A 23,815-nucleotide genomic window follows, 5' to 3' on the forward strand; every position below is an offset into this window, starting at 1 on the left:
TTCCATTCACAGCAATTTTGGAATTTTTAGAGCGGTACCGCTTACAAGCGGTTCGAAGCAACCATTACTTTACCAGACCAGCGTCTTTAATACTTTCGAATGTATCTATTGGACGTACACCAACTTCTGTATGGTAAAGCTGAATCAACAGAGTGAGCGATGTTAAGCCTTAATACCGAAGTCGATAATGGGACGGACAGAGTGCATGTTAAGCGCTCAATATATTTCGAGGGGAAGTTGTGCTGAGCATGGAGCTCAGTCTTGATGCGGTTAAATTGCTATGAATAATGATCGCCTCGTTATTTATCTTGCGGGTCAGTTATGAATCCGATTTTACTTAGACCGCCCAACTGTGCAGCAGCCATTACCTCTACAATTCTTTCATATTGAGTAGTACGTTCTGCACGTATATGCAATTCAGGCTGTGGTGTCTTTTTCGAAGCTTCAGCGATACGGGCATTCATTTGCGTCGTATCAATGGTTTCGTTATTCCAATACATCAGGCCTTGCGCATCAATCGACAGGTTGATGTTCTCCGGTTTGATTTCATCGCGCTGGTTGGTCGCGCGTGGCAAATCAATTTTTACGCTGTGGTTTATCACCGGAATTGTGATTATAAATATAATTAACAATACCAGCATGACATCGACTAACGGTGTGGTGTTAATCTCCGGGTGAAAGTCGTCGTCCGTATCGGACAGAGAGCCCATTCCCATTATGCACTCCTGACGGCGACAATTTTAGCGCCATTATCGCCGACAATCTCGGTACTGCAGGAACGGGCGCCAGTGATGAATAGCGCGTGTAAATCGAATCCGAATTTATTCAGTTTCGCAATAGTGGATTTATTACTTCGGACTAAAGCGTTATAGCCAAAAGTGGCCGGAATTGCTACCGCCAAGCCTAGCGCGGTCATAATCAATGCTTCGCCTACTGGTCCCGCAACCTTATCGATACTAGCTTGTCCTGAAGTGCCGATGGATACAAGAGCGTGATAAATACCCCACACCGTACCGAGCAGGCCAACAAATGGTGCGGTCGAACCAACCGATGCCAATACCGCCATACCGGCTTGAAGTTTGCCGGAAGTTTCATCTATCGCTTGCCGCAATGACAGCGTCACCCAATCGGTGAGTAATAGCTGGTCGTGCAAATGACCTTTGTGCGCAGCATGATGGCGCATGGCGGTTACGCCCGCGTGGGCGATATCGGAAAATGGATTGTTGGTGCCAAGCGTGGCAACACCTTCAGTCAGGTTGGTAGTATCCCAGAATGCGTGACCGGCAGCATGTGATGCACGACGATAGCTTAAGAGTTGCAGCGCTTTAGTGACAATTACGTACCAGGATGCGATCGACATAACGACAAGTATTGCAGTGACACCCTTGGTGATTAAATCACCTTGGATCCATAAACTTTCTAATCCGTAAGGACTTGCTTGCATGATGATTCCTTCTTTAGTTATCCAAATGAAAGGTAATAGGCACAATGGCATAAACAGTGGTTGCTCTGCCATCTTCGATATGCGGCTTGAACATTGCGCGCAGGACTGCTTGCCGCGCTGCTTCGTCGAGCCTAGGCGATCCCGATGTTTTTTGTACATCGACCCGCGTCGGGCGGCCCGCCTCATTCACCAATACGCGAAGGGTAACCCGTCCTTCTTCACCCATGCGTCTGGAGAGGGGTGGATATTCCGGTGCAGGGGCTTGTTGATACTCCACGCCGGTTGAAACAGTCTTGGGTTGAGAGGGAGGAGGTGGGGGCGCAGACGTAGGCGGGGCGGGCGCCACCGGTTCAGAGGGCGGAGCCACTACGGCCGGTTGAGGTGGGGCAGGCGGTTGCGGAGGAACGGGCGGTGCCGTGATGGCTTGTTCTGACGGTGTTTTGTTAATAACCGGAATTACTGGTGGTGGAGTGACAGTTTGCTTGACGACCGGCACTGGTTTTGGTGGCGTTGGCTGAGGTTCTGGCGGCGTTGGTTCTGGTGTATTGTCAACTGTGATTAAGCTGACAAATACTTCTTTTGGTAATCCTTGTTCGGCTTTTGGTAATGCTTGCTCGGTTTGGTAAAACCAGCCGTTCAGCAGTGCGTAGATAAAACCGAGGTGAAGCAAGATGATCAGCAGCAATGGTACTAGGCGCTTGACCTGTGGCCAAGTCATTATAGGGAGATGGGGTGCTGAAAATAATGATATTGCGCTCATGTGCCGTTTTTATATTGCAATTGCCATTGCGCGGGATTAGCAAGAGGCTATTGCTTGTATTAAATATTAAGGCATATTAAATGAGAGTTGACAAGCTAAGAGGCTGGTTTAGCGGCATTCGTTTTTCGATCGGAGAAATAGGCATAGATTAACCAACCTAAAGGTAAAATACCAAAGCTATACGAAAGCCATTGACTATACTCACCTTCTGGTGACCAAGGCTCGGTGGCTACATGCCAATAAGCGTTATCGACCAAAGGTAATGCACCCGCTTCGGTAAATTCATGGAACGCATAGAATATTAATTGCAATGCAAAGATTGTCATGAAGACAGCGGTAAACTGAAAAAATTTCTGTAAGTTTATGCGTCGCCCAAATTTGACCCAAGCCCATGCGAGTAAGGCTGCCAGTAACACGCCAATCATTGCTCCGATTGCCATGCTTGATGTTTCTGCTTGTGCCGCGAGTGAAGCAATCATGGTTGCTGTTTCGACTCCCTCACGTCCCACCATAAATGCGGAAAAGAAGAAAGCGATCATCCAGGCGCGGCTGGAAGACTGTTCCGATGCTTTATTGAAGCCATCGGTAATTTCTTTCTTCATAAACTTGCCCATCTTGCTCATATGCACTGTGCAATAAATGACTGATACGGCAGCGACCAGTGCCATTATCCCCATCCAAAATGGAGAAATAGCGCCGATGCGAGCCAGCACTACCCCTAGCAATGCAGACAGTAGTAGCGCAAAACCCACGCCACTATGTACTGCAGGGATGAGTTCGCGACGGTTAGTTTGTGTTAAATAAATTAATGAAATTGCAATGATCAAAAAAGCTTCCAAGCCTTCTCGAAAGGTAATCATCAGTGTTTGAAACATGACTTCTCCATTAAGGTGTGCAAGCCGATGGGTGTGGGGATCTCGGGTTTATTTGAGATTAGTATTTTTGCGACCAAGTTTAACTTGTTATGAGGGCAACCTAAAGCCTATCCATTTGGCCTATATGTGTTGATTGCTATCTCGCGCTTTTGATGAAATAAATTCTAATTCTTAAATATCGATAACAGAACTCGTATTAAAGCGGAAGCCAATGCAAGTACAGTGCCACCAGAAGTTTCATCTCTTTTTAGTTATGAATACTATAAAAATCCAAGAAATGTAAATGCGAATAATTCGCGCTTATTATCATCGCTATGGGAAGAAATTGCAAGTTTTTGCATTTCAGTGTAATGAGCAATGGAGGGTTTAGTTCCAGAATGGGCAAAGATAATTAATTCTAAGATGCATCCCTATGGTTATTCATTTTCAAGACGGTAAAGCTGGCTTAACGGCGGGTTGCTGCCACCCTCCAGCCAATGCCTTAAACAAGTCAGCAACTGCTGTACGTTGGGCACGCTCTGCATCTATACGGTTCAGTTCTGCTTGCAGGTAATTTCGCTCAACATCCAGAAATTCCAAGCGGCTGGAAATGCCTACTTTATATCGCAATTCCGCTTGCTTATGCGCTTTCGAAAGTGCCCTGCTGCGGGAGCTTTCGACTGTTAGGGTCTGGCGCGCAGATTCTTGTGCGAACAAAGCATTGCGCACATCGGCGAAAGCGCTGGCGACTGCCTGCTTATATTGAGCTAACGCCTGATCACGGCGAGATTCTGCTAACTTTACGCCAAACTTAATGCGACCAGCATTAAAAATTGGTTGACCAATACCAGCGGCGAACTGAAAAATACCCGCCGGTCCCGAAAATAGATTAGAGAGTGAGATACTTTCACTACCAAGATAGGAGGTTAAACTAATTGTAGGGAAGAATTGCGCGCGCGCTGCACCGATACGTGCATTCATTGCTATTAATTTTTGTTCTGCTTCTTGTAGATCTGGTCTGCGCAGTAATAATTCAGCCGGTAACCCATCTGGTACCCAAACATTAGTAAGCATGGGTTTGCCACGCTCTAATTTGCCATTCATCACGTTGCGCGGTGAGCGGCCCAGTAACAGCGCGAGACTTGCTTCTTGTTGGTCACGAGCTTTAGTAATGGAGATAAGTTGTGATTGTGCAGTGTCAGCATCGGCCTCAGATTGGTGAAGCTCATATTCTGAAATAACTCCTACCTCGTGACGTTTTTTATCTAAGACGAGCCTTTCCTGACGTCCGGCTAATACTCGGCGTATAGCAGACTCTTGGGCATCAGCCGACAGCAAAGCAAAATATTGCTGCGCCACCTGTGCCGTTAGTGATAAGCGTACAGCATTGATGTTAGATTGGGTCGCAAATAGATCTGCACGTGAAGCTTCGCTGAGGCGGCGGAATTTTCCCCATAAATCCAGCTCGTAGCTGGCATCCAGGGTAACGCGCGAGAATTCCAAGATACGTACTGGAGGTATAAAAAACCCGGGGTTGATACTTCTTTTGGTGCGTGATTGAGCTCCATTGGCGTTGAGTTTTGGATACTGATCTGATTCGGTTATTCCAAGTTGGGCACGCGCTTCTAATATTCGTGCAGTGGCAACTTGGGCATCCACATTATGAGTAAGTGCTTCATCTTCGATCTTATCGAGGACTGGATCGGCATATAAGCTCCACCAGCGTTCCCCCGCAGCATTTACTGGTTTGTCTGTAGCAGGGCTGATAGCGCTTGGCTGGCTTACCCAATGTTCAGGCAAATCCATTTCCGGACGTTGGTAGTTTGGCCCAGCGGCGCATGCAGCTAGTAGCAAACCACTAAACAGAAGCACGAGCGATGTTCTGGCTTTCGTGAGATAGTTATTTGTGCAATGTTTCATATTAATAGATTGCGTAATTTTTGGGTTACGCATGATCGTCTTCCTGATGCCGGCGTGGATGACCGGGGAAGATGCGACGAATGACAACAAAAAATACCGGCACTAAAAATACCGCCAGAACCGTTGCTGCTACCATTCCTCCCATCACACTAGTGCCAATGGCTTGGCGACCATTAGCTCCTGCGCCTGTGGAAATAGCCAAGGGCAGTACGCCTAAAATAAAGGCGATCGATGTCATTAATATGGGACGGAATCTTAATCGGCAAGCTTCCAGCGTAGCATCAAACAGACTGTAGCCACGCTCCTGCAGATCTCGCGCAAATTCAATAATCAAGATCGCATTTTTAGACGAAAGACCGATGATAACAATTAGTCCTACCTTGAAATAAACATCGTTTGGCATGCCTCGCAACGTCACGGCTAGTAATGCGCCAAGGATGCCGATGGGCACTACCAGTAGCACTGCCACTGGAATTGACCAGCTCTCATAAAGCGCTGCCAAGCACAAAAATACGGCAACTAATGAAAGGCCAAAGAGTAATATTGCCTGGCTGCCAGACAAGCGTTCCTCATAAGAGGTTCCAGACCATTCAAAACCAAAACCTGGTGGTAATTGGCTAGCCACTTGCTCCATCGCTGCTATTGCATCGCCACTGCTCCGACCGGGAGCGGGTCCCCCGGAAATTTTCATTGATGGCAGGCCGTTGTAACGATCCAGCTTCGGCGACCCAACATCCCAGCGCGGAGAAGCAAATTCGGACAGGGGTACCATTGCGCCCTGAGCATTTCGTACAGGCAAGCGCAATATTTCCTCAGGTGATGTGCCTACGCTGGACTCTGCTTGCATTTGGACCCGCAAAATACGGCCTGCACGCACGAAGTCGTTGATATAGGCAACGCCTAGTGCCGATTGCAGGGTTTCATTCAAATCAGCTAAATCAATGCCTAGGGCACGCGCTTTTAATCGGTCAATATCCAGCCGCAATTGTGGCCCTGCTTCTTGTCCTTCTGGCCGTACGCCTACTAATGCTGGATTTTGACCGGCTAGGCCTAATGCCATATTACGCGCTTCTAGTAGTTTTTCACGTCCCTGACCCGAGCGGTCCTGCAAGCGAAAATCGAATCCGCCCACAGCGGCTAACTCCGGAATGGGTGGTACGTTAATGGAAAAAATCATGGCTTGTTTGATGCGAAACAACGTCATGTTGGCGCGTTGGACTAGAGAAGAAGCAGAGTTTGCTGGCGCAGGACGTGCATCCCAGCCCTTAAGCCGAACGAAAGCAATAGCAGCATTCTGGCCACGACCAAAGAATGAAAAACCAGCCACGCCTATAACGTGTTCAACCTCAGACTGTTTAAGATAAAACTGCTCTACTTGAGTAAGAACCTCGAGCGTACGTTCACTAGTAGAACCTGGTGGCAACTGGATCACGCTAATAAAATAACCTTGATCTTCCTCAGGCAGGAAGCTGGTTGGCAAACGTGAAAATAGTCCCCCCACCGCAATCAGAATGACGGCATAGATAATCAGATAGAACCCGGTCTTTTTCAAAACGTGTCCCACGCCAGATTTGTAACGTTGGGTCGTTCTGCTGAAGAAACGATTAAACCAGCCAAAGAAACCCTTGTCAGGTTTTTTTTCATTTTCCGGTGTGTGTTTCAGCAATGTGGCACACAGCGCTGGCGCTAACGTTAACGCCATCAACATTGAAAAGGCTATAGTCAGTATCAGCGTTACCGAGAATTGACGATAGATGGCGCCGACAGAACCACTAAAGAAAGCCATCGGAATGAATACTGCAATTAGCACCAGAGTGATGGCAATAATGGCATTTATAATCTGCCCCATCGCCTTGCGTGTGGCTTCGCGTGGCGGTAGTCCTTCTTCGGTCATGATGCGTTCGACATTTTCCACTACCACAATGGCGTCATCCACCACAATGCCGATGGCCAACACCATGGCAAATAGTGTCAAAGTGTTAATTGAGTAGCCTATAACGTATAAGCCCACGGTGGCTCCGATGAGAGCAATCGGTACAACGATAGTGGGAATGACAGTGGCACGAAGACTGCCCAGAAATAGATACATAACCAAAAAAACGAGGACCATCGCTTCTGCTAAAGTCTTCACAACTTCCCGGATGGATATTTCAACAAATTGAGAGGTGTCATAAGGCACCACCCAATTGATTCCTTTTGGAAAAAATTTGGCTAGCTCCGTCATCTTGGCTTTGACAGCTTTAGCTGTATTCAGGGCATTGGCGCCTGGTGCTAAGCGAATGGCTATGGCTGAAGACGGTTGACCATCAAGACGAGCGGCCACGGAATAATCTTGTGCCCCTAATTCCACCGATGCTACGTCTTTAATGCGCACTGTGGAGCCATCCGGGTTGGCGCGCACAATGATGTTGCCGAATTCCTCAGGGGATGACAATCTGCCTTGGGTAACGATGACCGCGTTCAATTGTTGGCCAGCCATTGCTGGTAGTTGTCCGAGCTCGCCCATGGCAAGCTGTATGTTCTGCGCTCGTACCGCGCGTGAAACATCGCCTGGGGTCAAGCTGAATGCATGAAGCCGTTCTGGCTGAAGCCATATTCGCATTGAATATTCGGTGCCAAAGAGTATTCCTTCACCGACCCCGGGCACACGGCGGATACTCTCCAGTAGGTTAGCCGCCACATAACTGCCAAGCGCAACGTTATCGTGGCTTTTATCTGGCGAAACAAGTGAGACGAACATCAAGTAATTTCGTGCTGATTTCGCTACAGTTACCCCCAAGCGGCGCACATCCTCTGGCAAACGCGCTTCGGCACGCTTGATGCGGTTTTGGGTTTCGACCGAGGCAATGTCCAGATCAGAGCCAGCTTCAAAGGTTAGTGTGATGGTACCGCGGCCAAGCTCAGAGGACGAATCCATGTAGAGCAAGTGTTCGATGCCGTTCAATTCCTGCTCAATCAAGGCAACGGAGGTTTCTTCAACTATTTGGGCGGAGGCACCAGGATAGCTAAGCGTAATAGCCAGAGCCGGAGGAGCTACAGCCGGATAAGAGGTAACCGGCAAGCTGCGTAGCGCAAGTCCTCCGCCAAGCAGGATTGCTAAGGCGATGACCCAGGCAAAGATGGGACGGTCTATAAAGAAATTAGCTAACACGTCAGCCCTCTATTTTTTCGCGTGGGCTATTGCCACTGGGGTATTTGCATTTGCAGCTTGATTTAAGGGGATGGGCTTCACAATGCTGCCCGGCCGCACTTTTTGCAAGCCGTTGACAATGACCTGTTCACCGCCTTTTAACCCCTCGGTGATGATGAAATCTCCACTCGCCATACTGCCCGTTTTAACCCGCTGAACTGCCACCTTACTCTGGGGATCTACAATCATCACAAATTGTCCCTGTGCATCCGCTAGCAGTGCACGTTGAGGTATTTTGAGGGCGTTGTCGATATTCGCCTCTGGGAAGCGAATACGAACAAACATTCCGGGTAGTAGTTCTTGTTTAGGATTTGGGAATTCTGCCCGGAGTGAAACGCTATTTGTACTGGGATCAACGGCCAAATCTGAGAACAGAAATTTGCCCGATTGGGGGTAGACACTTCCATCTTCAAGAACCAGCTCCACTCCAGCTGACTCGGTTCGCGTCAACTTGCCAGCTTTAATTGCCTGCTGGAGGCGGAGAGTATCCGCACCTGATTGCGTGAAGTTTACATAAAGAGGATGGACTTGCTCGATAGTTGCAAGTAGCGTGGCTTCGTTACGGCCTACAAGTGCCCCTTCGGTAATTTGGGAACGCCCTATGCGACCCGAAATAGGAGCGGGTACACGGGTGTTGTCCAAATCTTCCCGTGCCTTGGAAAAGGCTGCTTCGACCTGTTTGAGCTTGGCTTCTGCCAATTCATATTCTTGCCGGCTCACTGCCTTTGCGTCTAGAAGATATTTATAACGTGCCAATGTCTGACGGGCAACCGCCACATCTGTTTTGGACGCATCATGGGTTGTCTGATAGTTGCGTGAAAAAATCTGATACAGCGAATTTCCCTCTTTAACATTGCTGCCTTCGGTAAATTTTCGTTTTTCAACCACTCCTTCCACTCTCGCTCGTACTTGGGCTGTACGATATGCTTGCAGGCGACCGGGCAAATCTTGAGTGAGAACTACTGAGCTTCGAGTAACAGTGATTACATCGACTTCGGGAGGCGGAGGGGTTGCAGCCGCTGCAGTTTTTGATTGACTGTCACCAGAACCGCAACCTGAAAGCAGTATGGGAAAAAATATGGCCGCACAAGCTGCCTTGCAAACTGACAAGAAAGCGTCTTGTTTCATGTATATCTCCAGTAAATCATTTTCCTCAGTTTAACCAAGTCATCCGTAAAAATAACAATCCTCCTAAACATATTCAGAATAATTTCTGAATGGTTAAGCGCAGGTAGTCACGGACATTTGTTTTGAGCAATCTGCTTCAAACCAGCAAGAGAAAATTCTCCGATATGTTTTGCAATCGCTTCGATTTCTTTGTGGTCATAGCTCAAATTTGGATGCAATCGCTGAATTACTGATTGTCCGTGACGGTAGTACACGCACTGGCCGAAAATACTGAACACACAGCGGCGCAATTCTGCTTCACTGATCTTGTTACCCACGATTTCGCGCACTAGGCTAGCGACAAACTGATGTATCGGTACGATGGCTTCCTGCACGATCTTCCCTAGTACTGGAGTTGGCTCCGCCAGTTCGCGTGCCATGAACTGGCATTGCACTGAGAATTCTTTTTTATCCAGCAGTTGCATCAAAAAATCGTGGATGAAATTAAGTAAACGCACTTGGGCGCAGATGGAGTCTTGATTGATTTTTTTGCACAATGCTAGCAACGGCTCAAAATTCAAGGTGGCAGCGAACAAAGCTTCTTTACTGCTAAAATAATAATTCACCGCTGCAATATTTACTTCTGCATGACGGCAAATTTCACGTACGGTAGCATTTTGAAAACCATTTTCCGAGAAAACCACACGGGCGGCCGCAAGCAAGCGTTCGCGTGTCTGTTCACTCAAGCTAATTTTTGTTTCAGTAATCATGCTGGAGAGGTGCTCAACGATAAAACGCTGGAAGTAATTAGATTCTTATCGGGCGTAACTACGATCAAATTGTTCTCCTCTTAAGAAATAGTTAAACAAGTGTATCAAACGTTTGTTTTGAAGTAAACAGAGTGATATTCATGACGCTAATTTTTTAAAAGTTGATTCATATTAAGACTTGTTGTTTGAAGGTGAACAGCAGCGTTGTTGTGCTGATAGCGAACGATTATGATGTAACTTTCGCTATGGGCTAGACTGATATTTTTTGGACTGGCGAACGATAGGGATGGCAAACTTAAAAAAGTATGGAGGTATTGCGCAGAGGACGATACTTCGAACAAGAGATTGACCGAAGTTTGCGTTCGGTAATATCTGTGCTATAAGTTGTCGGATTGTGATTTGGTAGAGATAAGAGCAGAGTGCAGTCTTACGTTTGCTCACAAGATGAACATGTGCCGGGTAAAGCATTTGACACAGAAATTTGAAAAAAGTCGTTTGTCTGTGCAGTATAAAGCGCGAATGAAATTTACCTCACTCCATGTATATTCCACCATTTACATGTAAGGTCGCGCCGGTTATGTAGGCCGCTCCCGGACCGGCAAGGAATGCTACGGTGGCAGCAATGTCAGCCACTTGCCCCAAGCGTTTTAACGGCACATGTTCAACCAATTTGTCGCGTTGTGGCTGTGATAATGCTTCAGTCATATCCGTAGCGATAAAACCGGGTGCGATGCAATTAACAGTGATGTTTCGACTCCCAATTTCGCAAGCTAGCGATTTGCTGAAACCGATGATGCCAGCCTTGGAGGCCGCGTAATTAGCTTGTCCCGCGTTGCCCATACTGCCTATCACCGAGGAGATATTGATAATGCGGCCATGGCGTGCCTTCATCATGGCTCGCAGTACGGCGCGACTCATTCTGAATACAGATTTCAGGTTGGTGGACATGATGTCATCCCACTCTTCATCGGTCATACGCGCTAGTAAATTGTCGCGAGTAATACCCGCGTTATTTACCAAAATAGAAATTTCACCATATTGCTTTCGAGTATCGCTGATAACCTGATCAATTTGTACGACATCATTGACGTCCAGCGCCATGCCACAGCCTTTGAGACCAGCTGCTGCCAAATATTCACTAATTGCCAGTGCTCCATCTTGGGTAGTTGCAGTGCCGATCACGGTTGCACCCTGCCTGCCTAGTTCCAATACAATTCCTTGCCCGATACCACGACTGGCGCCGGTTATTAATGCGATCTGTCCTTGCAAACTCATTCACCCTCCGGTTGTTTTATGACAATGCTGCCCATGCGGATTTCAAGGCTATGCTATCGTTCAGTGCCAATGCCTGTTGGTTGGTATCAATGCGTTTGTTCAGACCCATCAGCACTTTGCCTGGTGCACATTCCACGTTATGTGTAATAAATTTTTGACTGAAGCATTGCACGATTTCTACCCAACGTACCGGCGAATATAACTGACGTACGAGAGCATCTTTAATAGAGGGTACATCCATATAGCTTTTTACATCGGCATTGTGCAGCACCGGAATGGAGGGGACTTTCATCATCACGTCATTTAATCTCACGCGTAATAATTCCGCCGCACCACGCAATAGACTGCAATGTGATGGTACGCTCATTGGTAGCATCAGCGCGCGTTTCGCACCTTTGACCTTGGCCAACTCCATACCACGTTCTACCGCTGCACGGTGGCCGGCAATTACTACCTGTCCGGGTGTATTGAAATTGACGGCTTCCAATACTTCGTTTTGAGCGGCTTCAATGCACACTTTGAGCACGCTTTCGTCATCCAACCCAAGAATTGCAGCGATGCCCCCTACGCCATCCGGCACGGCTTCTTGCATACATTCAGCTCGATAACGCACCAGTGGCAAAGCATCAGCAAATTGAAGCGCTCCACCTACTACCAGCGCGGTGTATTCGCCGAGGCTGTGACCAGCCAGTAATGCCGGTGTCGGAGCATTCAAGCTTTGCCAGGCGCGATATACCGCCACTCCGGCAGTCAGCATGAGCGGCTGCGTATTTATAGTAGCGTTGAGTTCCGCATCACTGCCTTCCGCAACCAATTTCCACAAGTCTTGGTGCAATATATCGGAAGCTTCGGCAAAGGTATCACGCACTACGGGGAAGTCGGCATAATTGTTCATCATGCCGCGTGATTGCGAGCCTTGCCCTGGAAAAACGAAAGCGAATTTAGTTATAAGCACTTGGAGAATATTATGAGAAGTTACCAGCGCAGTAAAACTGCACCCCAGGTGAAACCACCGCCGACTGCCTCCAGTAGCACATGCTGACCGGACTGAATGCGTCCATCGCGCACTGCGGTGTCGAGCGCTAGTGGAATGGATGCCGCCGACGTATTGCCGTGATGGGCAACGGTCACCACAACTTTGTCCATGCTCAGTCCAAGCTTCTTGGCTGTGGCTTCCATTATGCGAATATTGGCTTGGTGAGGAACGAGCCAATCGATGTCGGTACACTTCATTTTGTTCTCGGCCAAGACCTCTTCCACTACTTCACTTAGTACTTTGACAGCGAACTTAAATACCGCCTGGCCGTCCATTTTAATGTAAGGGTCGCCGAAGATTGCGCCATCACGTATGCCGCCGTCAGCGCTTAATATGTTACGGTGGCTACCGTCGGCGTGCAACTTGGCGGATAGGATGCCCGGCACATCGCTACGCTGCAATACTACCGCGCCTGCCCCATCACCAAACAATACACAGGTAGTACGATCTTCCCAGTTAAGCAAGCGTGATAATGCTTCGGTGCCTACTACTAAGGCATTGCGTGCCTGCCCGCCTCGAATAAATAGATCAGCGGTATTTAACGCGTAAATAAAGCCGCTGCATACAGCCTGTACGTCGAAGGCCGCGCCATTTTTAATGCCCAGCTTGTCTTGCAGGATACACGCAGTACTGGGTAGGATGTTATCCGGTGTAGTCGTAGCGACAATGACCAAATCAATTTCATCTACGCCGATTCCAGCCGCCTCTAGTGCGCGTTGACTGGCATGCACTGCCATATCACTAGCTTGCTCATTTTCAGCAGCAAAATGCCGTTCGACAATGCCGCTGCGGGTGACAATCCAGTCATGCGAAGTATCGACCAGTTTTTCAAGATCGAAGTTAGTTAACACCTTGGTTGGTAGGTAGCTGCCGGTACCGATTATTTTTGAATATATCAGGAAACCTCCCTTGTTTTTTGTTGGCATGCATCATGCCATTTCTCTATGTGCTCGCTAATATGATGCAACATGCCGCCGCGCGCTTCTTCGGCGGCACGTTCAATGGCGCAAAAGAAGGCGAACGCATCGGCAGAGCCATGACTTTTCAGCACGATACCTTTCAGTCCCAATAGGCTGGCACCGTTGTAACGGCGAGGATCAACACGGCGTTTGAATGCCTTAAGTACCGGAGTGGCAAGTAGCCCGGCCAATTTGGTAAATATATTACGGTTAAACTCTTCACGCAGGAAACCACCCAACATTTGCGCCAGTCCCTCTGTTGTTTTTAGTGCAACATTACCGACAAAGCCGTCACAAACTACTACGTCAGTTACTCCCTTGAAAATATCGTTGCCTTCGATATTGCCGTAAAAATTTAAATCGCTTTGCCGCAACAGCTCGCTTGCTTGCTTGACGATTTCATTGCCCTTAATATCTTCACTGCCAATATTGAGCAGACCTACCGTAGGATTATTTTTATGTTCAATAGCATAAACCAGAGCGGTACCCATCAGGGCGAACTGTAATAAATTCTCAGCGTTACAATCCACATTCGCGCCAAGGTCTAGCATACAGACTTGCCCCTTATAAGTGGGCAGAAATGAAGCAATCGCGGGGCGGTCTATGCCAGGCAACATTTTTAGCACATAACGCGCTGTTGCCATCAATGCACCAGTATTTCCGGCACTTACGCAAGCAGACGCCTCGCCATTTTTGACAAGATTAATGGCCACACGCATGGAAGAATCTTTTTTACTACGTAGCACCAATTGGGGGGATTCATCCATGCCGACCACTTCGCTGGCTGCCTGGATACGCAGTCGTGGCTCAATAGACATTTTGGTGATGCGCAACTCAGCTTCGATGGCGTCGGGCAAGCCAACCAATACGATAGTATCGGTTGGATGTTGTTTCAGATATCTCACCGCAGCGGGAATGGTGACGCGCGTTCCGTGGTCGCCACCCATGGCATCAATGGCTATTGTGACATCCACCAGGCGATCCTCTTACGCTTTGCTCAACTTGGATTTGGGATACATGGATGCGTCTGCACCTTTTTATGTGGTGGGTATCCGCTACCGCAAGTGTGTTTAGTCGCCTTTTATTTTGATAACTCTTTTGCCGCGATAATAGCCAGTTGGACTGATGTGGTGACGCAGATGTTGTTCACCAGTAGAGGGTTCAACCGCTAGCGCCGGGCTAACCAGAAAATCGTGCGAGCGGTGCATACCACGCTTGGATGGGGATTTTTTATTCTGTTGGACAGCCATATTAACTCCTTACAAAACCTATAATAAAAAACTACTTGTATTTCAACTCGGACAGTACAGCAAATGGATTTTTATCTATCCGATCTGGCTCTTCCACTACATACCCTTCTTTCACAGGTCGACAAATGCCTACAGGATGTCTTGGTGCAAATGGCAAATTCAGTAAAATCTCTTCCTCAAACAAAGAAAATACGTCCAAATGACTATCAACTAAAATGCTATCTATCTCATCTTCCTCAACAGATAAGTCATCCAAGTCTTTCACCAAAAGTAATTGGGAAAACAGCTTTAATGGATAAATTAAGCCCTGTAAACATCGCTGACACCGCAGTTGGCAAAGTCCGTTCAGTTTCACTTCCAACATTGGTTTGTCATTGCTGTCACGAAAACCGCGCAGGATGTAGCTAATGTCTTCTTTGTGATCGTGTTCAAAACCAGCATCAAGAACAACCAGCTTATCTTGAAGTCGAGGCATTTGAGCCATTGCAATCTCACCGCGTAACTCTCGGTTGTTATTAGCAAAGTCCAAGCTATCAATAAATTGCCGTTCAAACATAAGGCGAGCATGATATATATCTCACCTGTTTTTGTCAAAAAAGCCTATCGATATTAATCGTATTGGCTGTAAATGGACTTAACGTAATGCTTGACGACAAGGTCAGTGTTAGGTGATTCTTTATAGATTACGTTCATATCATTCCGCACAATGCCTGTTTTTCGCTACGCGATAACTCTTTGATCTGTAGTTCGCGCTTTAAGGCAGCGGATTTATCGACGCATGGCTCGACGTGCATTAGTCGTACTGGGCCACGGCCACGAGTATATTTCGCCGCCTCTCCAGCATTATGCGCGGCTAGACGTTTTTCCAGATTGTTGGTGATGCCGCAATACAGAGTACCGTCTGTACAAGAAATGAGGTAGCAAACCCAGCTCATTGTGAATTCCTCAATGCGTTCTTCCACCTTAAGCTTTTACGTTGGGAGAGTGTGTGGAAAGTGGGTGAGGAGTGGGCCTTCGCTGCATCAGTTTGGCTAAGACGAGCATCATTATCAAAATAATCAGCACTGCCGCGTTGCCCCAGCGCACATAGGGTGTACTGCCGGTATAGCCCTGCGCCTGCCCGGTGAGTATGCCTTCCTCATGTTGTGGCAACATCTGCTGTACGCTGCCATCGCGCCTGATGATAGAGGTTACGCCAGTGTTCGTGGCGCGCAGCATCATGCGTCCTGTTTCCAGTGCGCGCATTTGTGCGATTTGGTTGTGCTGCATTGCAGCGTGCGATTTACCATACCAGGCATCGTTGCTGACATTTACCAGCAAGCTTGCCTCCGGCAAGTAACGGATGATTTCTTCGCCGAATACATCCTCATAGCAAATTTGTACGGCAACGCGTTGACCTGCTATGCGCAATACCGGTTGCCGCTCCCCGCCGCGTGCTAAGTCAGACATGGGAATATTCAATACTTCGTTGACGACCCAGCCCAACGCTGGGCGCAATGGGATGAATTCGCCGAAGGGCACCAGATGGTTTTTACGGTAGTTTTGGCTATTCGCTGTGCCAAGCGTAAATACGCTGTTGTAGTGCAGTTCATTGTCACTTTCAAAGGCACCGATAAGAATATCGCCGCCATTTTGCCGGGCGTGCCTGCGCAAGATATCCATGTAATTTTCCGGCAGATTGTGGCGTAGCAGGGGCAATGCGGTTTCCGGTAAAATGATCAAACGTGCATCGGTTTGCAGCACCAGTCGGCGATAGGTTTCCAGCGTGTCGATCAGTTTTTCTTCGTGGAATTTGAGATCCTGCGGAATATTGCCCTGCAACAATGCAACCTTGAACGGTTCCCCTTCAGGCTGTGTCCAGTTTATGGCACGCAGTGCCGCAGCGCTGGCCCATAGCAGCAACAGCGCCGCCAGTGCCGCTTTCCCTTGAGTATTCCAACGCATTTGCCACAATAGCGCCAGCAATCCTGCACTTATCGTTACCGCTAGTGATACACCATAAACGCCGAATATTGGCGCATATCCCACCAAGGGGCTAGCAGATACTTGTGAATAAGCCAGTGTTAGCCAGGGAAAGCCAGTGAACAGCAGCCCGCGTATCCATTCCAGAAGCACCCACAATGCAGGTATTACCAGTATCAATCGCACCCAGGAAGGAACTCGCAATCTTGCCTGTGTATAACCAATCAATGCGGGAAATAACGCCAAGAATGCAGCGAACAGAGCGGTAGTGGAGAGCGCTAGTAAGAGTGGCATGTCGCCGTAATCATGCTGCGCAATATATAGCCAGCCTATGCCGGCACTGAATAAACCAAAACCAAAGAAAAACCCCAGCCATGTTGCCGCACGTTTCCCATTTGCCTGGTGCCACAGCCAGAACAGTGCAGCTAGTGAGAAGATAACAAGAGGGAATAGTGAAAAGGGTGCAAAGCCTGGAACGGTAAGCAAGCCAAGACAAAAAGCAATAATGAATCTATACGTAGAAATGAATTTCACAGAAAATTACCGCCGGATTGATCTTGCTAATTATATGGCTTCTCCAATATTATTTATAATTGCCCGTGGAAACTTGAAATTCAACTTATAAAGATGCAAGGTGCAATTTTTATGAGTATTGCTAAATCGCTAATGGAAGGTTCGGAATGAAAACTAAAGCTATAATTTTTGACGTAGACGGCACGTTAGCAGATACCGAAGAGGCCCATCGCCTCTCGTTTAATAGAACATTCGCGGAAAATCATCTTGACTGGAACTGGGACGTTGCACTGTATGACAAGTTGCTTAAAGTGACGGGCGGTAAAGAACGAATCCATCATTTTATTACTGCCTATGTACCTGATTTCCAGAAGCCGGCTGATTATGAGGGTTTTGTAAAACACCTTCATTTGGTCAAGACCGCGCATTACACCGCGATGTTACGCGAAGGTGGTATTCCACTGCGCCCTAATATAAAACGATTGATTACCGAAGCCAAACAGGCAGGATTGAAGCTTGCCATTGCTACGACCACCTCGCTGGATAACGTCGTGACACTTTTACAACAGGGATTGGGCGCTGATAGCGAAGCTCTATTCGACGTCATTGGTTATGGCGATATCGTTCAGCATAAAAAACCCGCACCTGACATTTATTATTGGGTGTTGGAGAGGTTGGGCCTCGATGCTGCTGATTGCATAGCGCTGGAAGATTCTGAGAATGGCTTGCGCTCCAGTTTGGCCGCTGGATTGAAAACTTTCATCACAATTAATCACTACACGAGCAAGCAGGATTTTTCTGGAGCGTCAGCAGTACTGGATGATTTAAGCGATCTGGAAAGTTTTTATCAGGTTGCGGGTCTGGATTTCTCCAAACAGACGGTTTCTGTTTAAAATTTTGCAATCAATATTTTGATACGCTCTCCTGATCGGGAGAGTGCTCTCCTTGCTGAATAGCCAACGTAAATTTAATGGCTTCTACTTATTTTATCTAAAGCGCGCTCGCAACGAATGGCATAACCATAGGAATAATACGAGTTGCAATCGTGTAGCATAGCGCTCCCGCATCGTTTCTGGAGTAGCCGCACCAGTATGTATTGCTATCACTGCATTGGACTTGATTACAAAAAAATATGGAAAAAATACGCCTTTCAAAACTGATGTCCGAACAGGGCTTGTGCTCCCGCCGCGAGGCAGATAGCTATATTGAACGTGGGTGGGTGTTGGTGGATGGCAAGCCAGTAACTGAGTTGGGTACGAAAATAGATCCTGCCCAGCGTATCACGTTGAACCGCGCCGCCCAGGCACAACAGCAAACACGCGTAACGATTTTGTTGAATAAGCCAATTGGTTTTGTGTCCGGGCAGGCAGAAGACAACCACAAGCCCGTAGTTACCCTGATTAATGCTTCATCGCGCTTTGCCAGCGATCAATCACCGCTGTCTTTTCATCCCATGCATTTGAAAGGTATCGCGCCCGCGGGCCGGCTGGATATTGATTCGCAGGGTTTGCTGGTATTGACTCAGGATGGCCGCATCGCCAAACAACTTGTCGGCGAAGATTCCGGCCTCGACAAAGAATATCTGGTGCGCGTGCAGGGAAAAATTTTAGCTAACGGTCTATCCATGTTGAACCACGGTCTTAAACTGGATGGAGAGGTGCTTAAGCCTGCTAGAGTAAGCTGGTTGAATGATGATCAATTGCGTTTTATTTTGCGCGAAGGCAAAAAACGTCAGATTCGTCGCATGTGTGAGCTGGTTGGGTTGAAAGTTACTGGGCTAAAGCGCGTGCGTATCGGCAAGATTAAATTGGGCGATTTGCCCAGCGGGCAATGGCGCTACCTGCGCGAAGACGAAGCATTCTAATCGTTGCAAAATTTTGTGATGTTCACCGACGAATTTAACTTCGCACTCCCCGACCACTTGATTGCGCAACACCCGCCCGAGCGGCGTGATGCCAGTCGTTTGTTGTGCATACGTGGGGAGGCTAGAGAAGACTCCCTATTTGCCAATTTACCATCCCTGGTACGTGAACATGATTTGCTGGTGTTAAACGATGCGCGCGTGCTGAAGGCACGTCTTTTTGGAGTAAAGGAAAGCGGCGGTAAAATTGAAGTATTGATCGAGCGCATTCTTGATGAACATCATGCGCTGGCCCAAGTGCGCGCCAGCCATGCACCCAAGCCGGGCAGCCAGTTGTTGCTGACAGGGCATCTTCCCGTTACGGTGTTGGGACGCGAGCGAGAATTTTTCTGCTTGCGCTTCGACAGCACAGAGAATGTGTCGACATTGTTGGAACAATACGGGCAGTTGCCGTTACCCCCCTATATCACTCATGCAGCTAATGCCGAGGACGAAGAGCGGTATCAGACGGTATATGCATGTCAGCCCGGTTCGGTAGCTGCGCCCACGGCAGGGCTGCACTTTGATGAGGCAATGCTCGCCACCTTACGCGCTCAAGGTACGCAACTCGCCTATCTAACTTTACATGTCGGCGCTGGCACTTTTCAGCCGGTGCGTGCAGATAATGTCCGTGATCATGTGATGCATAGCGAACGTTATGTCATTCCGCAAGCCACGGCGGATGCCATTCTGAAGGCACGGGCGCGAGGGGGGCGGATCATCGCGGTTGGCACGACCAGTTTACGTGCACTGGAAAGCGCAGCGCAACAAGGCCGGTTACTAGCCGGGGAGGGTGAGACAAGTATTTTCATTGTTCCAGGGTATCGTTTCAAAGTGGTGGATGTTTTGTTGACTAATTTCCATTTGCCCAAGTCCACTCTACTGATGCTGGTGTGCGCTTTCGGTGGCATGGACGCAATGCTCGCTGCCTATAGCCATGCGGTGGAACAGCAATATCGTTTTTTCAGTTATGGCGATGCCATGCTGATTGAGCGGTAGCATGTTTGTGTAGATACCGTCTTTAAAGTCAAACATTTTTCAAGTAATCGTGTTGATACGGCTGTTGAGTTTTGAGAACGCCAAAGCACAAATACACCAGCTTGCGCATTGCGGCACCGAGTGAGGACATCTTGGACTTGCCTCGGGCAAGCAGGCGTTGCACCGAACTGCCCGACTGTCGTTCCACCGGAACGAGTCCCAGATAAGCCGCCAACTGTTCAGCTGAACCGAAATCATGGTTGTGTATCACAGAGAGTATATTGCTCCCCACCTGTGGGCCAATTACTGGAATACTCTGGAGCAATGCCCTATCTTTCTGAAGATTCGAATGCTGGTCGATGTGTGCGTCAATATCCTTTTGTAGCTGGGCTAACTGCTTGACCAAAAAACCAATGCTCTCTTCAAGTGATTTATGAATCAGCGCTGGCGTGTCTGTGGCATGGGCTTTTTCCTGGCGATTGCGCTCGCGTTGTAAATCCTGGGCAATGGCTTCACGACGTACCAACAACGCTTGCAGTACCCGCGCTTCCTGAGGGGGCGGCACCCAAGCTTTGGGTTTGAGTAATGCGCCATAACGGGCCAGCACAACGCTGTCCACGCCATCAGTCTTGGTGCGCACGGCCAGCCCACGGCCAAAATCTTTAATCTGCGCCGGATTGATGATGGATACCATCACGCCAGCATCCGCGAGCGCCATGGCAGCTTGTTCGTGATAGACGCCGGTGGCTTCCATGACGATATGCAATGCTTCTGGGGAAACGTTTTGTTTGGCAACCCAAGCCAGCAAATCAATAATGCCTGACGGGGTGTTTTTCACTACTTTGGTCTTGTGCTTGTCACTGGCTTCATCCAGCAACAGGCAACAATCTAATTTTGCTTTTGCCACATCTATACCGAGATAGAACATGATGACCTCCTGTTACAATGTTAGCCAACTTCGCCCACTTGCCTTGTGCATGCAGGGTTCACCCCTTGGATACCGTTCAGTGTCTATGCTGGCGAAAGGTGAAGCAGAGGGCTTGATTTACGTCACAAGGTCGAGCCTTAAGGGTGGGCTCAAGCTTCCTTTGCTTCGTGTGATGGTAGCTAACCACCACGGAAAGAAAGATACAAGGGTGGGCACGTCTTTGTGCCCACGCGACTTGACTGTCGGAATTTTGTGAACATGGCCGCATTCACGGCCATACATTAATATGTTCCAACAATAATTATTTGTCAGTGCTCATGGACGTCTTTCGTTGCGATGTGGGATGGCATCATGAGGCGATCAATGTAAGCCATTGAAACCGCTGAAGCCACGAATGCCATGTGGATCAGAGTTTGCCACATCATGGTTTTTTCAGTCAGATTGGGCGCGTTGATGAATGTCTTTAGCAGGTGGATGGATGAGATGCCGATAATGGCGGTGGCCAGCTTTATCTTAAGCAGGTTTGCATTGACGTGCGATAGCCAGTCCGGCTCATCTGGGTGGCCTTCCAGATCTAAGCGGGAAACGAAAGTTTCGTAGCCACCTACAATTACCATGATTAACAGGTTGGAAATCATCACCACGTCGATCAAGCCGAGTACGATCAGCATGATGTCGGCTTCGCCAAGATTAGGTACTTTTCCGACTAGATGTGTTAGCTCTACCATAAAGTAAAATACGTAAACGCATTGGGCAATGATTAGTCCAAGATACAGTGGCAGTTGCAGCCAACGGCTACCAAACAAGATAGTTGTCATAGGTTTATAACGGGAGCTGATATTTTTCTGTTGCATGGTTTTCCTTGAATGATGTTACTAAATTCAGAATGCTGTATGGTTTTGGCGCTGTATTTTAATTTGGTTACGCTGACTGCTGCACTGAAGTAGCCTGTCCGTAACGGACGGAAAAACGAAGCACATATAATAACCTACTCATTTCGTTTCCCTGTAGTTAATGTCATCACACCGCCAATTCAGTATGGTGCATTGTTCTGGTTATGCTTCGGGCGAAATATGTAACGCGATAAAACTTCCACTCGATTTGATCTCGTTCAGGATTTTGAATTTATAGAGTGTTTTTAATGCGCAAAGCTTTCGCCACTACAGTGCGGATAAGGTGAGGGGCAAATAGTTCGATGAAGTGATAAGTATAGCCGCGCAGAAATTCGTTGCGGCGGATGGCAATGCGCGTGGTGCTGGATTGAAAAAGATTGCCGGTATTTATCATGCGTAAAAGCTTGTCGCGCTCTGGAATGAATGCCATTTGGGCAACAATGCCGATACCCAAGCCTAACTCTACATAGGTTTTAATTACATCCGCATCAATAGCAGTGAGTACGATGTTAGGCATGATGTTGTGTGCATTGAAAGCAGCGTTGATCTTGCCGCGCCCGCTAAATGCGAAGTCGTAAGTAATGATGGGATATTGAGCAATTTTTTTCAGCGTCAGCTTTTTTTCCGCCAATAGCGGGTGCTCTGTAGGCACCACGATGCAGTGGTGCCATTCATAGCATGGCAAGGTTGTCAGTTCGTCATACATAATAAGGCTTTCAGTGGCGATGGCGATGTCTGCCTCGCCATTAAGTACTTGCTGTGCAATTTGGGTGGGGCTGCCTTGATGCAGGTTGAGTTTGACTTTTGGATAACGTTTAATGAATTGTTTGACCACTGGCGGCAAGGCATAGCGTGCCTGGGTATGGGTGGTGGCGATGGTAAGTGAGCCACTATCCTGACTGCGGAATTCTTGTCCCACTTGTTTTAAATTGTCTACATCATGGAGCATGCGCTGGGCAATTTCGAGCACGGCTTTGCCTGGTTCGGTGATGGCGGTGAGGCGTTTGCTATTGCGCACAAATATCTCGATCCCGAGCTCTTCTTCCAAAGATTTTATCTGCTTGCTCAGCCCGGGTTGTGAGGTATAAAGAGCTTTCGCTGCATCGGAAATGTTTAGTTCATGTTGAACAATTTCATGCAGATAGCGCAATTGTTGTAAATTCATAGCAATTTTTCTTATAACGATAGATTATAAAATACTAACATAATGTTATTGGATAACATTATGGAGGTGCGCTACCATGCGCGCCGTTTTAGGGAGTTTAGATGGACTGGCTTTATACATTTTCTGGTTTTATAGTCGGCTTTGTGGTCGGCGTGACCGGCGTTGGCGGCGGCTCCTTAATGACACCGGTACTGGTGCTGGTGTTCGGCATTGCCCCGGCCACAGCAGTCGGCACTGACTTGCTGTATGCGTCACTGACAAAGATGGGCGGTAGTTGGGTGCATGGGCGACGCGGCACGGTGGATTGGAAAGTGGTTAAGCTGCTGGCCACGGGTAGTCTGCCCGCCGCTCTCCTTAGTATGGCGCTGCTTCATTATTTGGCGCTGGACGAGAAACATTTGAAGTCGCTTATTACCAGCGTGTTGAGCGTTGCATTGTTGTTGACTGCTGCAGCGCTGCTGCTTAAGCCGTATTTGAAAAAGCTTGGGGAACGTCCTGATGGTGCGATGTTCGAACTGCATGCGCATCATTTAACCGGTGCGACTATTTTAACTGGTGCGGTTCTGGGTGTGCTGGTAACTATTTCATCGGTTGGTGCGGGTGCGTTGGGCGTGGTGGTGTTGCTATTTCTGTATCCGCGCGCGCCTATGGCCAAGATTGTCGGCACTGACATTGCACATGCGGTGCCGCTTACCTTGATTGCTGGATTGGGTCATGCTGCGCTGGGTACGGTAAATTACGGGCTGCTGGGCAGTTTGTTGCTGGGTTCGCTGCCCGGGATTTATCTGGGCAGCCATCTTGGTATAAAGATCCCAGACCAAGTGTTGCGTCCGATTCTGGCGACCATGTTGACTATTATCGGTATCAAGCTGATGTTGTACTGAAATTGTTGCTTGATTGATAAAGTGCGT

23 protein-coding genes are annotated in these 23,815 nt (G+C 48.2%); 4 read left to right on the forward strand and 19 right to left on the reverse strand.

Annotated features, from left to right (window positions below; all coding sequences use genetic code 11):
- Window positions 1-299: 299 nt before the first annotated feature.
- The 16 genes from W01_RS12405 to lnt all read right to left on the reverse strand — a co-directional run bounded on the left by W01_RS12405 (window position 300) and on the right by lnt (window position 17,061).
- Window positions 300-716, reverse strand: coding sequence for an ExbD/TolR family protein (locus tag W01_RS12405; protein ID WP_173055160.1), 417 nt, complete (start codon window positions 714-716; stop codon window positions 300-302).
- Window positions 716-1,444: a MotA/TolQ/ExbB proton channel family protein gene (locus tag W01_RS14240; protein ID WP_173055162.1), complete on the reverse strand. Its 729-nt coding sequence runs from the start codon at window positions 1,442-1,444 to the stop codon at window positions 716-718. Before W01_RS14240 ends, W01_RS12405 begins: the two co-directional genes overlap by 1 nt.
- 13 nt (window positions 1,445-1,457) lie before the next feature.
- Window positions 1,458-2,162: an energy transducer TonB gene (locus W01_RS12415; RefSeq protein ID WP_198421290.1), complete on the reverse strand. Its 705-nt coding sequence runs from the start codon at window positions 2,160-2,162 to the stop codon at window positions 1,458-1,460.
- A 137-nt stretch (window positions 2,163-2,299) separates the two neighbouring features.
- The gene (locus W01_RS12420) at window positions 2,300-3,079 is read right to left on the reverse strand and encodes an FTR1 family iron permease (RefSeq protein WP_173055166.1); all 780 of its coding nucleotides are present in this window, start codon (window positions 3,077-3,079) and stop codon (window positions 2,300-2,302) included.
- A gap of 426 nt (window positions 3,080-3,505) precedes the next feature.
- Complete coding sequence (locus W01_RS12425) at window positions 3,506-5,011, reverse strand: efflux transporter outer membrane subunit (protein ID WP_173055168.1); 1,506 nt, start codon at window positions 5,009-5,011, stop codon at window positions 3,506-3,508.
- Window positions 5,004-8,129 (reverse strand): efflux RND transporter permease subunit, encoded by a 3,126-nt coding sequence (locus W01_RS12430; protein WP_173055170.1) that lies wholly within the window; start codon window positions 8,127-8,129, stop codon window positions 5,004-5,006. Before W01_RS12430 ends, W01_RS12425 begins: the two co-directional genes overlap by 8 nt.
- Before the next feature lie 9 nt (window positions 8,130-8,138).
- Window positions 8,139-9,296 carry an efflux RND transporter periplasmic adaptor subunit gene (locus W01_RS12435; RefSeq protein ID WP_173055171.1) on the reverse strand — a complete coding sequence of 386 codons (1,158 nt, stop codon included), beginning with the start codon at window positions 9,294-9,296 and terminating at the stop codon, window positions 8,139-8,141.
- Window positions 9,297-9,403: 107 nt separating this feature from the next.
- Entirely contained in the window at window positions 9,404-10,045 is a 642-nt protein-coding gene (locus tag W01_RS12440; RefSeq protein WP_173055173.1) for a CerR family C-terminal domain-containing protein, read from the reverse strand.
- Window positions 10,046-10,576: 531 nt separating this feature from the next.
- Window positions 10,577-11,320: a 3-oxoacyl-ACP reductase FabG gene (gene fabG, locus W01_RS12445; protein ID WP_173055175.1), complete on the reverse strand. Its 744-nt coding sequence runs from the start codon at window positions 11,318-11,320 to the stop codon at window positions 10,577-10,579.
- A gap of 16 nt (window positions 11,321-11,336) precedes the next feature.
- Window positions 11,337-12,269, reverse strand: a complete 933-nt coding sequence (gene fabD, locus W01_RS12450) for an ACP S-malonyltransferase (protein WP_173055970.1) — start codon at window positions 12,267-12,269, stop codon at window positions 11,337-11,339.
- Between the two features lie 26 nt (window positions 12,270-12,295).
- On the reverse strand, window positions 12,296-13,282 hold the full coding sequence (locus tag W01_RS12455; protein ID WP_305792514.1) for a beta-ketoacyl-ACP synthase III: 987 nt from the start codon (window positions 13,280-13,282) through the stop codon (window positions 12,296-12,298).
- Entirely contained in the window at window positions 13,252-14,289 is a 1,038-nt protein-coding gene (gene plsX / locus W01_RS12460) for a phosphate acyltransferase PlsX (RefSeq protein ID WP_173055177.1), read from the reverse strand. The genes W01_RS12455 and plsX overlap by 31 nt, the downstream gene beginning before the upstream one ends.
- A 96-nt stretch (window positions 14,290-14,385) precedes the next feature.
- On the reverse strand, window positions 14,386-14,565 hold the full coding sequence (gene rpmF / locus W01_RS12465) for a 50S ribosomal protein L32 (RefSeq protein WP_173055180.1): 180 nt from the start codon (window positions 14,563-14,565) through the stop codon (window positions 14,386-14,388).
- 31 nt (window positions 14,566-14,596) lie between these two features.
- Window positions 14,597-15,121, reverse strand: coding sequence for a YceD family protein (locus tag W01_RS12470; RefSeq protein ID WP_173055182.1), 525 nt, complete (start codon window positions 15,119-15,121; stop codon window positions 14,597-14,599).
- Window positions 15,122-15,254: 133 nt separating this feature from the next.
- Complete coding sequence (locus W01_RS12475; RefSeq protein ID WP_173055183.1) at window positions 15,255-15,500, reverse strand: GIY-YIG nuclease family protein; 246 nt, start codon at window positions 15,498-15,500, stop codon at window positions 15,255-15,257.
- 28 nt (window positions 15,501-15,528) lie between these two features.
- A complete protein-coding gene (gene lnt / locus W01_RS12480; protein WP_173055185.1) occupies window positions 15,529-17,061 on the reverse strand; it encodes an apolipoprotein N-acyltransferase in 1,533 nt (510 codons plus the stop codon).
- A 146-nt stretch (window positions 17,062-17,207) separates the two neighbouring features.
- Here lnt and W01_RS12485 point away from each other — a divergent pair, with 146 nt between their 5' ends.
- The 3 genes from W01_RS12485 to queA all read left to right on the forward strand — a co-directional run bounded on the left by W01_RS12485 (window position 17,208) and on the right by queA (window position 19,939).
- Window positions 17,208-17,933: an HAD-IA family hydrolase gene (locus W01_RS12485; RefSeq protein ID WP_173055187.1), complete on the forward strand. Its 726-nt coding sequence runs from the start codon at window positions 17,208-17,210 to the stop codon at window positions 17,931-17,933.
- Between the two features lie 239 nt (window positions 17,934-18,172).
- Complete coding sequence (locus W01_RS12490; RefSeq protein ID WP_173055189.1) at window positions 18,173-18,904, forward strand: pseudouridine synthase; 732 nt, start codon at window positions 18,173-18,175, stop codon at window positions 18,902-18,904.
- A gap of 18 nt (window positions 18,905-18,922) precedes the next feature.
- Window positions 18,923-19,939, forward strand: coding sequence for a tRNA preQ1(34) S-adenosylmethionine ribosyltransferase-isomerase QueA (gene queA / locus W01_RS12495; protein ID WP_173055974.1), 1,017 nt, complete (start codon window positions 18,923-18,925; stop codon window positions 19,937-19,939).
- Window positions 19,940-19,967: 28 nt separating this feature from the next.
- Here queA and W01_RS12500 read toward each other — a convergent pair whose 3' ends face one another.
- The 3 genes from W01_RS12500 to cysB form a co-directional block, all read right to left on the reverse strand.
- Window positions 19,968-20,846, reverse strand: a complete 879-nt coding sequence (locus tag W01_RS12500) for an IS110 family transposase (RefSeq protein WP_173055191.1) — start codon at window positions 20,844-20,846, stop codon at window positions 19,968-19,970.
- Between the two features lie 308 nt (window positions 20,847-21,154).
- Window positions 21,155-21,700 (reverse strand): TIGR00645 family protein, encoded by a 546-nt coding sequence (locus tag W01_RS12505; protein ID WP_173055193.1) that lies wholly within the window; start codon window positions 21,698-21,700, stop codon window positions 21,155-21,157.
- Window positions 21,701-21,971: 271 nt separating this feature from the next.
- On the reverse strand, window positions 21,972-22,904 hold the full coding sequence (gene cysB, locus W01_RS12510) for an HTH-type transcriptional regulator CysB (protein ID WP_173055195.1): 933 nt from the start codon (window positions 22,902-22,904) through the stop codon (window positions 21,972-21,974).
- A 101-nt stretch (window positions 22,905-23,005) separates the two neighbouring features.
- Between cysB and W01_RS12515 the strand changes: the two genes are divergently transcribed.
- Window positions 23,006-23,788: a sulfite exporter TauE/SafE family protein gene (locus tag W01_RS12515; RefSeq protein ID WP_173055197.1), complete on the forward strand. Its 783-nt coding sequence runs from the start codon at window positions 23,006-23,008 to the stop codon at window positions 23,786-23,788.
- The last annotated feature ends 27 nt before the right edge of the window (window positions 23,789-23,815 follow it).

The organism is Candidatus Nitrotoga sp. AM1P (genome assembly GCF_013168275.1).
Taxonomy (GTDB): Bacteria; Pseudomonadota; Gammaproteobacteria; order Burkholderiales; family Gallionellaceae; genus Nitrotoga.